General features: G+C 58.5%; 13 protein-coding genes. 3 read left to right on the top strand and 10 right to left on the bottom strand.

Going from position 1 to position 15,018, the window contains the following annotated elements:
* Nucleotides 1-77: 77 nt before the first annotated feature.
* Complete coding sequence (locus tag CFB10_RS08970) at nt 78-1,361, bottom strand: FAD-binding oxidoreductase (protein WP_020010944.1); 1,284 nt, start codon at nt 1,359-1,361, stop codon at nt 78-80.
* 130 nt (nt 1,362-1,491) lie between these two features.
* Between CFB10_RS08970 and CFB10_RS08965 the strand changes: the two genes are divergently transcribed.
* A complete protein-coding gene (locus CFB10_RS08965) occupies nt 1,492-2,418 on the top strand; it encodes a LysR family transcriptional regulator (protein ID WP_020010945.1) in 927 nt (308 codons plus the stop codon).
* Nucleotides 2,419-2,521: 103 nt separating this feature from the next.
* On the top strand, nt 2,522-2,758 hold the full coding sequence (locus CFB10_RS08960) for an Lrp/AsnC ligand binding domain-containing protein (RefSeq protein ID WP_003504815.1): 237 nt from the start codon (nt 2,522-2,524) through the stop codon (nt 2,756-2,758).
* Between the two features lie 378 nt (nt 2,759-3,136).
* Here CFB10_RS08960 and CFB10_RS08955 read toward each other — a convergent pair whose 3' ends face one another.
* The 3 genes from CFB10_RS08955 to epmA all read right to left on the bottom strand — a co-directional run bounded on the left by CFB10_RS08955 (nt 3,137) and on the right by epmA (nt 5,832).
* The gene (locus CFB10_RS08955) at nt 3,137-3,328 is read right to left on the bottom strand and encodes a hypothetical protein (protein ID WP_003492264.1); all 192 of its coding nucleotides are present in this window, start codon (nt 3,326-3,328) and stop codon (nt 3,137-3,139) included.
* A 378-nt stretch (nt 3,329-3,706) separates the two neighbouring features.
* Entirely contained in the window at nt 3,707-4,771 is a 1,065-nt protein-coding gene (locus tag CFB10_RS08950; protein WP_020010948.1) for a lysine-2,3-aminomutase-like protein, read from the bottom strand.
* On the bottom strand, nt 4,768-5,832 hold the full coding sequence (epmA, locus tag CFB10_RS08945) for an EF-P lysine aminoacylase EpmA (RefSeq protein WP_020010949.1): 1,065 nt from the start codon (nt 5,830-5,832) through the stop codon (nt 4,768-4,770). Before epmA ends, CFB10_RS08950 begins: the two co-directional genes overlap by 4 nt.
* Before the next feature lie 251 nt (nt 5,833-6,083).
* On the opposite strand from epmA, the gene efp reads away from it, so the two are divergent.
* Nucleotides 6,084-6,653: an elongation factor P gene (efp, locus tag CFB10_RS08940; protein ID WP_003504809.1), complete on the top strand. Its 570-nt coding sequence runs from the start codon at nt 6,084-6,086 to the stop codon at nt 6,651-6,653.
* 114 nt (nt 6,654-6,767) lie between these two features.
* On the opposite strand, the gene CFB10_RS08935 is transcribed toward efp, so the two are convergent.
* The 6 genes from CFB10_RS08935 to CFB10_RS24130 form a co-directional block, all read right to left on the bottom strand.
* On the bottom strand, nt 6,768-8,210 hold the full coding sequence (locus CFB10_RS08935) for an efflux transporter outer membrane subunit (protein ID WP_003510442.1): 1,443 nt from the start codon (nt 8,208-8,210) through the stop codon (nt 6,768-6,770).
* Between the two features lie 149 nt (nt 8,211-8,359).
* Nucleotides 8,360-11,449, bottom strand: a complete 3,090-nt coding sequence (locus CFB10_RS08930) for an efflux RND transporter permease subunit (RefSeq protein WP_020010951.1) — start codon at nt 11,447-11,449, stop codon at nt 8,360-8,362.
* Nucleotides 11,450-11,502: 53 nt separating this feature from the next.
* Entirely contained in the window at nt 11,503-12,705 is a 1,203-nt protein-coding gene (locus tag CFB10_RS08925; protein WP_026363777.1) for an efflux RND transporter periplasmic adaptor subunit, read from the bottom strand.
* A 199-nt stretch (nt 12,706-12,904) separates the two neighbouring features.
* Nucleotides 12,905-13,564: a TetR/AcrR family transcriptional regulator gene (locus CFB10_RS08920; RefSeq protein ID WP_026363778.1), complete on the bottom strand. Its 660-nt coding sequence runs from the start codon at nt 13,562-13,564 to the stop codon at nt 12,905-12,907.
* A gap of 2 nt (nt 13,565-13,566) precedes the next feature.
* Nucleotides 13,567-14,517: a phosphoribosylaminoimidazolesuccinocarboxamide synthase gene (locus tag CFB10_RS08915; RefSeq protein ID WP_020010955.1), complete on the bottom strand. Its 951-nt coding sequence runs from the start codon at nt 14,515-14,517 to the stop codon at nt 13,567-13,569.
* 240 nt (nt 14,518-14,757) lie between these two features.
* On the bottom strand, nt 14,758-15,018 hold a 261-nt coding region (locus CFB10_RS24130; RefSeq protein ID WP_210190110.1), incomplete at its 5' end, for a hypothetical protein.

Here is a 15,018-nt window from a genome sequence, read left to right as displayed (position 1 = left end):
GGTGAGCGCACCCGAAAACGGCAAACGTCGTATTGGGGCATCGGCCCCAACGTTCGTGTCGTGCACTGAAAGTTCGATCAAAAACGCTCGCCGGCGAAATGGGCGATCTGTGCGCCTGCCTCGTAATAGGCTTCCTTCACCGCCCGGAAAGCCTGCGCTTTCGGCTCCGTCACAGGCAGGGGCAATTCGGCTTCAGCAATCTCACCGAGAATATGCTGCGCGATTACCTTGCCGAAGGCCGTACCCGGCGCAATGCCGCGGCCGTTATAGCCCGAGAAGCCGACGACGTTCTCCGCAAATTTGTGAAACCGTGGAACGGCATTGTCCGTCATGCCGATCTGGCCATACCATTCACATTCGAATTCCGTGTCTCCAAGCTGCGGGAAAAGCCGCTTCAGCGATCGTTTTGCCCAGGCACGATGAATGGCGGCGCCGGTGCCGCGTAGCGCACCGACACTGCCAAAGACCAGCCGGCCCGCTTTGTCCATGCGGAAGGAGGAGAGAATTTCCTTCGTATCCCAGCAGCCCTCGCGGCCGGGCAGGATGCTCTTTTGCAGGTTGTCGCCGAGCGGTCTGGTCGCGAAGTTGAAATAGGGCAGGTAGATCTGCTCATCGCGAACGATCTGCCACGGTCCGGTGCTGTAGGCTTCGGTGGCCACAACGATCCAGTTGGCGGTTACAGACCCTTGCGACGTCTTCACCACCCATTTTCCGTTGCTGCGTTCGGTCGCTACCACCGGGCTTTCGGTGTGCAGACGTGCACCCGCTTTCCGGGCGGCTGCGGCAAGGCCTCGAACATAAGCGAGCGGCTGTATCGTCCCAGCGCGTGTATCCAGAAGCGCACCGGAATAGGCCGTGCTGCCGGTGCGTCTCGCTGTCTCCTCGGTATCGAGAATGCGGACGGGCGCGCCTCTCGCAGCCCATTGTTCGCAGCGCTCGCGGATTTCGACGAGCCCCTTTTCGCCGACGGCGCAATGCAGCGTGCCGTTTTTTTCGATTTCGCAGGGAATTGCGTGTTTCTCCACCAGCTCGCGAACGAGGAGGGGCGCATTGCCCAGAAGATCGAGAAGCCGTTCGCCGTAAGTCGAACCCAGCACGCCGGGCAGTTCTTTCGGCATGACCCACATGCCGCCATTGATGAGACCAACATTGCGGCCGGCGCCGCCGAAGCCGATTTCCCTTGCTTCGAGAAGAACGACATCCACACCACATTCGGCAAGATGAAGGGCGGCGGATTGTCCGGTGAAGCCACCTCCGACGACGACGACATCGGCAACTGCCGCGCCCTGCAGGGCGGGCGTTACGGGCGGTTGCGGCGCGGTCTTTTCCCAGAGACCGTGCGAGCGGGGGTCGTTATACATCGTTCCACCATGTTCCGGGCCAGTTCATTTGTTTTTCGTATGAGTGACAAGCCCTTGTTTATGAGACTTTACAAGCGGTCTTGCCTATTGAATATCGACATATCGTCAAGAGTTCATTCCGTGAGGGAATATGGTTCTGCCGCCGCGCCGTTTTCTGCCGTCACTTTCGCTGCTGGCGGCTTTCGAAGCCGCCTCGCGCACGGGCAGCGTTACCGCTGCCGCAGGGGAACTGGGGTTGACGCAGGGTGCGGTCAGCCGCCAAATTCTGGCGCTTGAAGAGCAGCTTGGCGTGGCGCTATTCCTGCGCGAGCGGCAAACGATACGGCTGACAAGGGCCGGGGAGGGGTATGCACGGGAAATCCGCGAGGCCTTGCGGCGCATATCGACGGCCTCGCTCAACCTGCGCGCCAATCCCGATGGCGGCACGCTCAATCTCGGGATTCTGCCGAGCTTCGGCACGCGCTGGCTGGTGCCGCGGCTTCCCGATTTCATTGCCAGACACCCGGGCGTTTCGGTCAATCTTCTGACGCGATCATCGCTGTTCGATTTCCGCACGGACACTGTTGATGCGGCGATCCATTTCGGATTGCCGCATTGGCCGGGCACCGAGCTGGTTTTCCTGATGCATGAAAAGGTCATTCCGGTCTGCAGCCCGGCCTTCAAGGAGCGACACGGACTTTCGAAGCCGGAGGATCTGTTGCAGGTGCCGTTGCTGCACATGACGACCCGGCCGGATGCCTGGGAACAATGGTTTCGCAGCCACGAGGTTCGTTTCGACAATGTGCATGGCATGCTTTTTGATCAGTTCACGACGATTGCCGAGGCGGCGAGCGCCGGTGTCGGGGCGTCGCTCATTCCGTCTTTCATGATCGAGGAAGAGTTGCGAAGCGGTCGCCTGGTCGCGGCTGTCGCGGGTGAAGTGGAGAGCGAGGAAGCCTATTATCTCGCCTGCATGCCGGATCGCGCCGGTTATGCACCGCTTGAGAGTTTTCGGCGGTGGATCGTTTCCGAGGCCGCAATTGGGGCGAACGGCAGCACGGGCCAGTTTTCGGCGTAATCCGGTAACCGGCCTTGCAAGACGGACGCAGCTCAGCCAATAGTGCGCCATGACGCGTGGCACGAGCAGCCATACACCGAAAGTTCAAATACGGGAGATGTCCGTGAAGCCCATCTTTGTTCAGCTTCAATGTGAACCCGGCAAGACCTATGATGTCGCCGATGCCATCTACAAAACGGAACTGGTTTCCGAGCTTTATTCCACCAGCGGTGAATATGATCTGCTGCTGAAAGTCTACCTGCCGCAGGAAGAAGATATCGGCAAGTTCATCAACCAGAACATTGTCAATATTCCGGGAATCGTGCGCTCGCTGACGACGCTGACGTTTACCGCATTCTGAAGACTTTTGAAGATTGCCGTCCATCCGGCCTCAAACGCCTGCTGCCCGCAATAGGGTGGAGGTGCGCGCGCATGGCAGGAAGAGCCTTTTCGGTCCGAAGACTTGCGGCCGGCTAGGTTCCTGTGATGCGTACAGGGATGAACTGAGGTGCGGCTTTAAGAGGTATTGCGCCCGGCGTCCGGCATTCCGTTCGAATCCGGATTTTTGGACTTCAGTTCCGCGCAGAGCGCTCTGATGCGCAATGCATGGCCAGCGCGACTGCAGGCTGGCGAGCTGTCAGGCAAAGGAAAAGCGCGCCATCGGCCCGCGTTTTGGGGGGCTGATATTTGGCGCGCTCTGGTTTTGAGGGTTGTGTGAGCGTGCGAAAGTTTTCCCGCATCAGGCGACCGCGGCCAGATTCCGGTTGCGCACGAGATCGCGGATGGCAATCCGCACGTCGTCGGCGCTGTCGAACTTCTGTTCGTCCAGATCGTGAACGTGGAACTTCACCGCGATGAACTTCAACCGGTCGTTATCCGGGATGACGATGCCGACGGGTTCGCCAGCGAATTCAATGACTTGCTTCTGCATAGATATACTCCCGCTGTGGCTAATAAACACAGCATGTTGTCGAACTGATTTTCAGGAAATTGAGACCGTCAGGTCACATTCGACAGCAGCGGGAACACGTGGATTTAAATCCAGTATTCCAGGACTCAAGACCAAGGATTGCGTTAATGTTGATATGTTTTGACATGACACACTCCCTGTATTGGTGTTGGCCCAGAATCAGGAGACTCGCTCTCCAGTTCCACACTGATAATCCAGACCAGCACTAAAATCAATGCTGATTGTTATAGGTAGAATATTTTTCTTTATGATGACAGGAGAGGGGCGGAATTGTGAAATTTTTGTTTTCGTCCGAGGCCGCCGCCAAAAGCCCGGTGCAGCGGGCTTTTTATGTTTTTTTTAATTGTCGCCGGTGGCGGGTGGTGGGTAAATATGATCGTTTCCGTTGAAATCGGAAACGGAATAACAGCCATCGCGGGTCTTTTCGGCCGCATTTCGGCCGATAGCTGCCTTGCCGTGACCGCCCGGAATGTCCAGAACATAGGTCGGCTGGCAAAGCCCGGAGACATTTCCACGTAACGCCGAAACGATTCGCTGGCCCTCGTCGATCGTCAGCCGGAAATGGCTGGTGCCTGGCGCAAGATCGGGATGATGCAGATAATAGGGCTTGATACGGGTCTCGACAAAGGCGCGCATCAACTCGGCAAGAATTGCCGGGTCGTCATTGACGCCTTTTAGAAGAACCGTCTGGCTGACCATCGCGATGCCGGCATCGATCAGGCGTGCCGAGGCGTGCCTTGCGGCTTCGCTGAGTTCCCGGGCATGATTGGCGTGCAGGGCCACATAGGTGGTTTTGCCGCTGGCCTTCAGCGCATCAATCAGTGCCGCGTCGATACGGTCGGGATCGACCACCGGCACGCGGGTATGGAACCGGACGATCTTCACATGAGGTATGTTTTTCAGGCGCGTCATCAGGTCAGACAGGCGCCGGGGGGAAAGCACCAGCGGATCGCCACCGGTCAGGATGACCTCCCAGATGGCGGGGTTCGCATTCATATAGTCGAATGCGGCGTCAAGCTCGGCCGGGCTCATCATGCCATTGCCCTGCGGTCCGACCATTTCCCGGCGGAAACAGAAGCGGCAATAGACGGGGCAGACGTGCACTGCCTTTAAAAGAACCCGGTCGGGATAACGGTGAACGATGCCGTGGACGGGGCTGTGTGCGGCGTCGCCAATCGGATCGTCGCGTTCTTCGGCAAGGTGCAGGAGTTCGGCCGCATCCGGCACGAATTGCCGGGCAATGGGATCCTGCGGGTCGCGGCTGTCGATCAGCCCGGCAATCGATGGCGTGATGGCGAGCGCGTAACGCTGCGTCACCGCGCGCAGGTTCTCCAGCGCTTCGGCTTCAATCAGCCCCGCTTCGAGAAGCGCTTCGGGTGTCTTGATGGTCTCAAACCCTGTCATCGTCCATATTCCGCGACTGGGGCCCACATGACGAGATCGATACGGGGGGCGCCGGTCGCCAGCATTACCAGCCGATCGAAACCGAGTGCTATGCCGCTTGCCGGCGGAATGATGGCGAGTGCGGCCAGAAAATCCTCGTCCAGCGGATAGGTTTCGCCGTAAATGCGCTGCTTCTCGGCCATTTCCATTTCGAAACGCCGTCTCTGCTCGATCGCGTCGGTCAATTCGCCAAAGGCATTCGCGAGTTCAACGCCGCAGGCATAAAGTTCGAAACGCTCCGCCACCCGCGCATCGCCGGGGGACTTGCGGGCAAGGGCTGCTTCGCAGGTCGGATATTCGTCAAGAATAGTCGCTCTGCCGAAACCCAGTTCCGGTTCCACCCGCTCCACGATGACACGGCTGAACATATCCGCCCAGGTATCGTCATCGGCCACGCGAATGCCAGCATTGGTGAGGCTCGCGGCAAGATGGCGGCTGTCGGTTTCGCCGTTTCGGCTGATGGTGGCCAGCAGGTCCACACCGGCATATCGCTCAAAGGCTTCGGCGACGCTTACCCGCTCCGGTTCGAGAAACGGATCGACGCTGCGGCCGCGATAGGTGAAATTCTTCGTCTTTGCGGTTTCAGCTGCCAGCGCCAGAAGATTGGCGCTGTCCTTCATCAGGCTCTCATAGGTTTCGCCGACCCGATACCATTCCAGCATGGTGAATTCCGGATGGTGCAGGGGGCCTCTTTCCCGGTTTCTGTAAACATGGGCAAAACAGGTGATGCGTTTTTCACCGGCAGCGAGCAGCTTCTTGCAGGCAAATTCGGGCGAGGTGTGCAGATAAAGCGGCGCGGCGTCGCCGGCCGGCGTCAGGCCTTGCGTGGCGAAAGCATGCAGATGCGCCTCGTTGCCGGGGGAGATCTGCAATGTCGCGGTATCGACCTCAAGAAAATCGGCGCGGGCGAAATAGCCGCGAAAGGCCGACTGGATCGCGTTGCGCCCAATGAGAAACGCGCGGCGGTCCGCGTGGACGTCAGGCGTCCACCATGGCGACATTGTCTCGTTGCTTGCGCGCATTCTCAGTTCTTTTCCGTCTTCTCTGCGGCGCTCAATTGCGGATAAATGGTCCGCAAAACGCCTGATCGCGTCATTTAAAGCTATTCCGGGCGGAAAACCGCTAGGCACTCTTCCGGGAATTGCTGTAGAAGGCTGGCAATTCGTGCGGATTTAAGGTAGTTGCGCCCCAGAAAAAAGACAAAACGTCTGCCGGGGCCGGTGCTGCCGCGCAGTCCTTTACGACGCATTTCATCGAGTTACAAGGAAGTCATATGGTCAAGGTTATCGCCTCATCCGTCCGCAAGGGCAATGTTCTCGACGTGGACGGCAAGCTTTACGTCGTTCTTACCGCGCAGAACTTTCACCCCGGCAAGGGCACGCCGGTCACGCAGGTGGACATGCGCCGCATCGTTGACGGCGTGAAGGTCTCCGAGCGCTGGCGCACCACCGAGCAGGTCGAGCGTGCTTTCGTTGAAGACCTGAACTTCCAGTTCCTTTATGAAGACGGCGAAGGCTTCCACTTCATGAACCCTGAGAACTACGACCAGGTCGTGGTCGATGCCGAGACGATGGGCGATCAGAAGGCCTATCTCCAGGAAGGCATGACCTGCATTCTTTCCATCCATGAAGGCAATCCGCTGGCCGTTGAACTGCCGCGTCACGTCACGCTTGAGATCACGGAGACCGAACCGGTCGTGAAGGGCCAGACGGCTTCTTCCTCCTACAAGCCGGCAATCCTTTCCAACGGCATCCGCACCATGGTGCCGCCGCATATCGATGCCGGCATTCGCGTGGTCATCGCGACGGAAGACAATTCCTACGTCGAGCGCGCCAAGAACTGAGCCTGATGACGGGCTGAAAAAAAGCACCGGGTGACCGGTGCTTTTTTGTGCCTTGAATAACAAAAAGCCCGCATCGAAAGACGCGGGCTTTTTGTTTGCTTTTTTGGGCCGTGCTTACATGCCCTTCGCGGCGGCCACGGTCGGGCCGGCGGACTTCTTCGGGGCAGGCTGGCCAACGGCATAACCGCCACCGAGAGCCACGTTAAGCGAGACATAATCCTGTGCGGTCGTCTGGATCGCCGTGGCAAGGTTTGCCTGCGCATCCGATACCGAGCGCTGGGCATCCAGAACATCGAGCAGAGACGAGGCGCCATCACGATAGCTGGCGGTGGAGAGCTGCAGCGCTTCCTGGTAGGAGGCGACGGTCTTTCTCAGCGCGTCAACGGTACGCTGGTCGCGATTGATGGCGGCCAGGGCGTTTTCGACTTCTTCCACCGCATTGAGAACGGTGGCCTTCCAGACGAGATATTGTTCGCGTGCCTGTGAGTTGGCGATGTCGACATTGGCGCGGAGTCTGCCGCCATCGAGGATCGGGAGCGTGAGGCTCGGACCGAAGGACCAGCTATTGGCAGTTCCCCTGCCGCCGCCACTCAGGAAATTGTAGCTCGGCGTGATCGCTCCACCAAGCTCGATGCTTGGATAAAGCTGCGCCTCGGTGACACCGATCGTGGCGACCGCAGCGGCGAGATTGCGTTCAGCGACGCGGATGTCCGGACGGTTGCGGATCAGGTCGGCCGGGATACCGGTGCGGGGAACTGCGCGCGCAACAGGCTGGCGTGCGCCCTTCTGCAGCTCGGCGATGAGCGACGAGGCCGGCATGCCAAGCAGGGTCGCGATGCGGTGCGCTGCCTTGCGGAAGCTGGTTTCGAGGCCGGGTATCTGCGACAGCGTGGAATTGACCAGACCTTCGGACTGGACGACATCGAGACGCGAGGCCGCACCCGCTTCGAGCTGCAGCTTGGTCAGATCGAGCGTTTCGCGGCGTGAACCCAGGTTCTGGCGGGCAATCGCCAGGCGCTCCTGATAATAGCGCACGTCGATATAGGCGGCGGCGACGGACGAAATCAGCGTCAGGCGCTGCACGTCGACGGTGGAGTAAGCGGCATCGAGCGATGCATCCGCGCTTTCCGTCGCTCGGCGGTAGCGACCGAAGAGGTCGAGGAACCACGAAACGCTGAGGCTGCCGCTGGACACGTTGGTGACGGGAACGTCACGGTAGCTGCCCTTGGTCTGGCTGGTCGTGTGGCTACCGCTGCCCGTCAGGCTCGGCAGGCCGCCGGCGCCGTCAACGATCACCTGGGCCTGCGCCTGATTGATGCGTTCGATCGCCTGCATCACGGTGAGGTTCTGCGCGAGGCCGGTGGAGACGTAACCGTTCAGGCGGTTGTCGTTAAAGGCCGTCCACCATGCAACGCTGCTGATGTCGCCATTACTGGTTTTTCCGGCTTCCGCAAACTTTCCCGGCAATTGGATTTCCGGCGTCTTGTGGTCGGGTCCAACAACACAGCCTGAGAGCAGCAGCATTGTCAGGGGAAGGGTAGCGCGAATAGACAGCATGTAATTTTCCCAATTCTCTGGTTGGCTTACCGAGCGCGGCTTGCTGACAAATGGGCTGCGCGATCGATATGCCGTAGAAACGTGCATTTGCCAAATCGGCAATATTTCTAGCAGCGTATTAACGGTTGGCACAGCCCATTTTTGTTTTGTTAACGCCTTGAAAGGCGACGAATGATGACGAAAAAGGACGGAACGAAGAAAATTCCGAGGAGTGTTGCAGAAAGCATACCACCCAGCACCCCGATACCGATTGCATTTTGCGCGGCGGAACCCGCTCCGGTTGCGATCGCAAGAGGCACGACACCGAGAATGAAGGCGAGCGATGTCATGATGATCGGACGCAGGCGCAGCTTCGCTGCCTCCAGTGCCGCTTCCACCAGACTTAACCCGTGCTCCTGCCTCTCCTTGGCGAATTCGACGATCAGGATCGCGTTTTTCGCGGCAAGGCCGATGGTCGTCAGCAGGCCCACCTTGAAGTAGACGTCGTTCGTCTGGCCGAAGAAATGGGCCGCGGTCAAGGCGCCAAGGACGCCCACCGGAACGGCCAGGATGACCGAGAACGGGATCGACCAGCTTTCATAGAGGGCGGCAAGGCAAAGGAACACGATGAGAACCGACAGCGCGTACAGCATGGGCGCCTGTGAACCGGAAAGGCGTTCCTGATAGGAGATGCCCTGCCATGCCACCGTGTAACCGCCCGGCATGCTTGCCGTCAGGCGTTCCATCTCGTCCATCGCATCACCGGATGCAACGCCTGCGCCGGCGGTGCCTTCCAGCGAGATCGCGCCTGTGCCGTTAAAGCGGGCGAGAGACGGCGGTGCATTGATCCATTTCACCTCGCTGAAGGAAGAGAAAGGCACCATCTCGCCGCTGGTATTGCGGGCATACCAGAACTTCAGGTCGTCCGGCTGCATGCGGTAGGGCGCGTCACCCTGGACATAAACAGGCTTCAGTTCGCCGTTCAGAGTGAAGTCATTGACATCCCGGCCGGCAAAGATCGTCGACAGCATGAGGTTCACGGAGGAGAGATCGACCCCCATGGCTCCCATCTTTTCCTGATCGAGAACGATCTTCATCTGCGTTTCATTGTCCTGGCTGTCGCTTCGAAGCGAGCTGATCTTCGGATTGCTGGTCGCCAGCGCGATCAGCTCCTTGGACGTCGCGGTCAATGCCTCGGTGCCGTTGCGGCCGCTATCCACGAGATACATCGAGAAACCGCTCGATGTGCCCATGCCCTGAATGGCCGGCGGCAGAAGCGGGAACACCTGCGCATCGCGGAAGCCGAAGAAGGTGCCCATCGCACGCTGCACGATGGCGCCGGCATGCTGATCGGGTGCGGTTCTCTCGGCGAAATCCTTGAGCTTGGTGAAGACGATAGCGTTGTTCTGGCCCGAACCGCTGAAGCTGAAGCCGAGCACGCCGAAAACAGATTCGACGTTGTTGGCTTCCTTTTCGCGGAAGTAGTTTTCGACCTGCTTCACCACCTCGTTGGTTCGCTCGATATTCGAACCGGTCGGTGTCTGGATGATCGTCAGCAGTACGCCCTGGTCTTCCTGCGGCAGGAACGAGCTTGGCAGCTTTGAAAAGAACCAGGCGCAGCCGCCGATCACGATCGCGAAGATGATCATCACGCGCAGGGGCCGTTTCAGCAGATAACCGATGGAGGAAACGTAGCCGTCCGTCGTCTTGCCGAAGCCGCGGTTGAACCACGCGCCCGGTCCGCGCTGCTTCTTGTGGTGGTCGATCGGCTTCAGCATGGTGGCGCAAAGCGCCGGCGTCAGCACGATCGCGACAACGGCCGAAAGCAGCATGGCCGAAACGATGGTGATCGAGAACTGGCGGTAGATGATGCCCGTCGATCCGCCGAAGAAGGCCATCGGAATGAACACGGCGGTGAGCACGAGCGCAATGCCGATGATCGCACCGGTGATTTCGCCCATCGACTTTTCGGTCGCCTCGACCGGTGACAAGCCTTCTTCCGACATGATGCGCTCGACGTTTTCGACAACGACGATGGCGTCGTCGACGAGAAGGCCGATGGCGAGAACCATGGCGAACATGGTGAGCGTATTGATGGAATACCCGGTGAGCGCGAGGACGCCGAAGGTGCCGAGAAGCACGACCGGAACGGCGATCATCGGAATGAAGGTGGCTCTCAGATTCTGCAGGAACACCAGAAGCACGACGAAGACGAGGATGATCGCCTCGATCAGCGTATGCACCACTTTCTCGATCGACAGCTTCACAAACGGCGTCGTGTCATAGGGGTATTCAATCGAAACGCCCTCGGGCAGCGAACCCTCGACATTTGTCAGGGCAGCTTTCACGCGCGCTGCCGTGTCGAGCGCGTTTGCACCCGTGGCAAGATTGACTGCGAAACCGGCGGACGGACGGCCGTTGGATCGGGAATCGCCGCCATAGGTTTCCTGGCCGATTTCGATGCGCGCGACGTCGCTGAGGCGAACGGTGGCGCCATCCTTTTCGACTTTCAGGATGACCGATTCGAAATCGGCAACCGTGGTGAGCTGGCTCTGCGCCGTCACCGTCACATTGAGCTGCTGGCCCTTGACCGCGGGCACGGCGCCGAGCGAGCCGACCGAAACCTGGGTATTCTGGCTTTCGATGGCGCTGGTGACATCGGCAGTGGTCAGCTGGTATTTGTTGAGCTTGAACGGATCCAGCCAGATACGCATCGCATATTCGGAGCCGAACACGTTGATGCTGCCCACGCCTTCGAGGCGCTTGATCTGGTCTTCGACACGCGAGGAGAACACGTCGCCGAGATCGGCCGAATTGCGCTTGCCGTCGGACGAGATCAGCGCACCAACCATCAGGATGCTCGATGTCGAACGGCTGACCTGGATACCCCGTTGCTGCACGGTATCGGGCAATTGCGACTGGACGAGCTGCAGCTTGTTCTGCACCTGAACCTGCGCAATGTCAGGCAGGATGCTGTTGCCGAAGGTCAGCGTCACTTCGGCGCTGCCGGTCGAGGACGACGAGGTCATATAGGTGAGGTCGTCGAGGCCGGTCATGCCGTCCTCGATGATGGTCGTCACCGATTTCTCGACGGTTTCGGCGCTGGCGCCGTTGTAGGTCGCACTGACACGCACCGTTGTCGGCGCAATATCTGGATATTGCGAAATGGAAAGCGTCCAGATCGCAAGGGCGCCGCCCAGCATGATGACGATGGCGATAACCCATGCAAACACGGGGCGCCTGATGAAGAAATGGGCCATGGCAGTCCTGCCTTACCTTTTACGAGCTTCGACCAAGGGTTTCGTGCTCATGCTTATTTCGAGGGGGCGGCGGCAGGCGGAGCTTGCTGCGGCAGAACGACGATACCGCGATCGTCAATGGTCACTTCAACTGGCGCAACCGTTGCGCCTTCGGCAATCCACTGGAAGCCGTCGACGATGAGCTTGTCGCCATCCTTGACATTTTCCGTCACCAGCCAGGCGTTGCCCGACTGCTGGCTGGACGGGAAGGTGCGGGTTTCCACCTTGTTTTCCGCGGTCACGAATTTTGCGGTCAGTTCGCCATTGGCGTTCCGGCTTGCTGCGCGCTGCGGAATGCGGAAGCCTTTTTCCTTGCCGATCGTCAGCGTGGCGCGAACATAGGTGCCGGGAAGCAGAAGATCGTCAGGGTTGTCGAAGAGGGCGCGGATGGAGAAGGTGCCCGTCGTTTCGCTCACCGCCATGTCCGACATATCGATCTTGCCGTCATGCTTGTATTCGGTGCCGTCTTCCAGCGTCAGGTGAATGCCGGTCTCCTTCGTGTCGCCGCCAAGCTGGCCCGATGAGATCGCCTTTTTCAGACGCAGGAGATTGATGCTGGATTCCATCAGGTCGATATAGATCGGATCGATGCGGCGCAGCGTTGTCAGCGCCGTCGTCTGGTTCGCCGTCACCACGTTGCCGATGCTGAAGGCGGTCGCGCTGGTAATGCCGTCGAAGGGGGCGCGGACCTTGGTGAGATCGAGATTGATCTCGGCCGTTTCCAGCGCTGCCTTTGTCTGTGCCACGTCGGCTTGCGCCTGCAGCAGCGTCACCTTGGCGTTTTCATATTCAATCTGCGTCGCACCGCTGTTGACCAGGCGTTCGTAACGGGCAAGGTTCGCCTCGGCGCTCGGAATGCTTGCTTCCGCCTTCGCAACGTTGGCCTTGGCCTGCGCCACTTCCGCCAGATATGTATTGTCCTCGATCTGGTAGAGAACGTCGCCCTGCTTGACTTCGCTGCCTTCCTTGAACGGAATTTCGCGGATGATGCCGGTGACGCGCGGCCGGATTTCGGCTGTCTGGAACGCGCTGGCGCGGCCGGGCAGGACGGTGGTCAGAGGATATTCGCTGGTCTTCATCAGGATGACGCTGACCGGAGACGGCGGACGCTCTGCAGTCTGGCCGGCTGTCTGGCTGTTCTCGCCGCCATCGCTGCAGCCCGCCAGAAGCGCGGTTACACACAGAGAAGCAAATAGGGGTAAAATACGTCGGCTCATTGTTCTTCCCTGCGTATCAATCGCATTCAACTATAAGCGCAATGTCGCTCGGCGGATGCGCGTCCGGAAACAGACACGACAGGCGAAGGCCTTTGAAGGGACCCGATTCGCTCATTTTGTCCGGACCGCCATGCGCATAGAAGCGCAGGCTTTTGCGCTTCGCAAGCAATTGCGAGAAGGTGACGTAAATTGGGAATCGTCACTTAGCAAGCGGATTGCGCAATCCCGCGTCGATTAAATCGACGAGTTGATCGCAACGTGTTGCCAAATTGCCGATATCTTCCCGCGCAATGAGGACGGGGTGGATGACACTGGTCAGCGCGTGGAGCACGGTTTCCGCCAGGGGAGGAATATCGGTGGCGGTGTAGCTTCCGGCCTCGACGCCGTCCTGAATGATTTCGGCCAGCAATTTCACGATGACGGATTTATAATAGTCTCCGCACTTCATGTCCTGCTTGGCGGTCATCAGGATCATTTCGAAGACGTAGGGATTCTTATTGAGATCCTGATGGTGCTGCTCCATCAGGTTGCGCGCGAGATGGCGCAATCTGGAAAGCGGTGCATGGCTTTTGTCGAGCGGACAGATCTGCCGTTCGAAAGCGCCGATCTGTTCGAAGCCAAGGGCGTCAACGAGCGCGTTCTTCGAGCTGAAATTCTTAAAGACATTGGCGGGAGACATGCCAAGCGCTGCGGCGATATCGGCAATCGCCACCGCATTGAAACCGCGCTCCCGGAAAAGTTCTTCCGCTTTGGCGAGAATGTCCCGCCGGGTTTCCTCGGCGGAACGGCGAGGCCTGCGCTTGACAGGACGGTCATTCTTCCTGTCGCCCTTTCTCGCCTGTTCGATCATTTTGCTCACGGTCAGACTCCGGGGAAGAACGGCTCCAGATTCCGGCGTACTCTTGCAAGCGGCGTCTCGCCACTATCGTCGGGAACGAAGCTCTGTCCGGTGATGCGCTCGTAAGCATCAATATAGACCTTCGAGGTCTGCAAGACGAGGTCCTGCGGAATTTCGGGAACGTCGTCCTTATAAGGGTCGCAGCGTTCGGCGACCCAGGCTCTCACGAAATCCTTGTCGAAGCTCGCCGGCCGTGTTCCGTTGCGAAAGCTTTCCTCATAGCTGCCAGCCATCCAGTAGCGGCTGCTATCCGGTGTGTGGATCTCGTCGGCCAGGATGATGGTGCCGTTTTCATCCGTTCCGAATTCATACTTCGTGTCGACGAGAATGAGACCCTGTTTTGCGGCAATTTCCTGACCGCGCTTGAACAGCGCCAGCGCGTAACGGGAAAGCGTGTCCCATTGCTCCTGCGTCAGGAGTTTCTTTTCCACGATTTCGATCGGTGTCAGCGGCTCGTCATGGCCGCCATCGAAGGCCTTGCTTGTGGGCGTGATCACCGGTTCGGGCAGAATCTGGTTGTCCTTCATCCCGTCAGGAAGGTTCATGCCGTACATCTGCCGCTCGCCCTTCTTATAAAGGGTCAGGATGGACGTGCCTGTCGTGCCGGCCAGATAACCGCGAACAACCACCTCGACCGGTAATATCTCAAGTCTTTTGCCGATGACGACATTTGGGTCAGGATAGCTGACCACGTGATTGGGGCAGATGTCCTTTGTCTTTTCGAACCAGTAGCGGGCCGTCTGGGTCAGGACCTGTCCCTTATAAGGTATGCAGGTGAGAATACGGTCGAAGGCGCTGAGGCGGTCAGTGGATATGATGATACGGTTGCCGTCCGGCAGATCGTAGTTTTCCCGCACCTTTCCACGGTAATAATTCGGCAGCTCGGGAATGACGGCTTCATCGAGAATGCGCACGGGCTCTCCAATTCTTGGCTTTATAAGGGGACGTGAGACGCCCCAAGTCTTCTGAAACTCTCGTCCGTTCCTATTGCATGTTTCCTGGAACAGGGCCAGTCGCGACATAAAGACTGTCCTTGCCCTTCATTTTGTTGCGCACCACGAAACTATATAATGAAATCAATGACTTGATAAAAATGTCAGTTTTTTGACGGTGTTTGTGTTGACTTGTTTGAGGGTGTGGATTTATAAGTCCGCTCACTGAACGAGGGCGGCGGCGCTGCTGGCGACGACGACTTTCGTTCTAAAGAAATCAGGATGATGAGCTGAATGCTTGTTTGTTTCCAATGGCTTGATGCTTTTGGGGTTTGATTTTGTGACTGTTTGATGCGGTCTGTTTTTTGACAATTGAATATGAGAAGAAAGAGAAACGTGGGCGGCGAAGCTTGCGGGGTCTGGAGAGATTTGGACCCTAGTGAATAGACTTTGACGGTCACGTTTTGAACAAGAGAATACACC

The organism is Agrobacterium sp. 719_389, assembly GCF_900188475.1.
In the GTDB taxonomy this organism is placed as follows: domain Bacteria; phylum Pseudomonadota; class Alphaproteobacteria; order Rhizobiales; family Rhizobiaceae; genus Agrobacterium; species Agrobacterium radiobacter.
Note: the sequence above shows the minus strand (reverse complement) of the source record. Positions and strands in the feature narration are given on the sequence as shown.

Coding starts and splice junctions, on each gene's coding strand:
- CFB10_RS08970 (WP_020010944.1), bottom strand. CDS start 1,361: ATGTATAACGACCCCCGCTCGCACGGTCTCTGGGAAAAGACCGCGCCG.
- CFB10_RS08965 (WP_020010945.1), top strand. CDS start 1,492: ATGGTTCTGCCGCCGCGCCGTTTTCTGCCGTCACTTTCGCTGCTGGCG.
- CFB10_RS08955 (WP_003492264.1), bottom strand. CDS start 3,328: ATGCAGAAGCAAGTCATTGAATTCGCTGGCGAACCCGTCGGCATCGTC.
- CFB10_RS08950 (WP_020010948.1), bottom strand. CDS start 4,771: ATGACAGGGTTTGAGACCATCAAGACACCCGAAGCGCTTCTCGAAGCG.
- epmA (WP_020010949.1), bottom strand. CDS start 5,832: ATGCGCGCAAGCAACGAGACAATGTCGCCATGGTGGACGCCTGACGTC.
- efp (WP_003504809.1), top strand. CDS start 6,084: ATGGTCAAGGTTATCGCCTCATCCGTCCGCAAGGGCAATGTTCTCGAC.
- CFB10_RS08935 (WP_003510442.1), bottom strand. CDS start 8,210: ATGCTGTCTATTCGCGCTACCCTTCCCCTGACAATGCTGCTGCTCTCA.
- CFB10_RS08930 (WP_020010951.1), bottom strand. CDS start 11,449: ATGGCCCATTTCTTCATCAGGCGCCCCGTGTTTGCATGGGTTATCGCC.
- CFB10_RS08925 (WP_026363777.1), bottom strand. CDS start 12,705: ATGAGCCGACGTATTTTACCCCTATTTGCTTCTCTGTGTGTAACCGCG.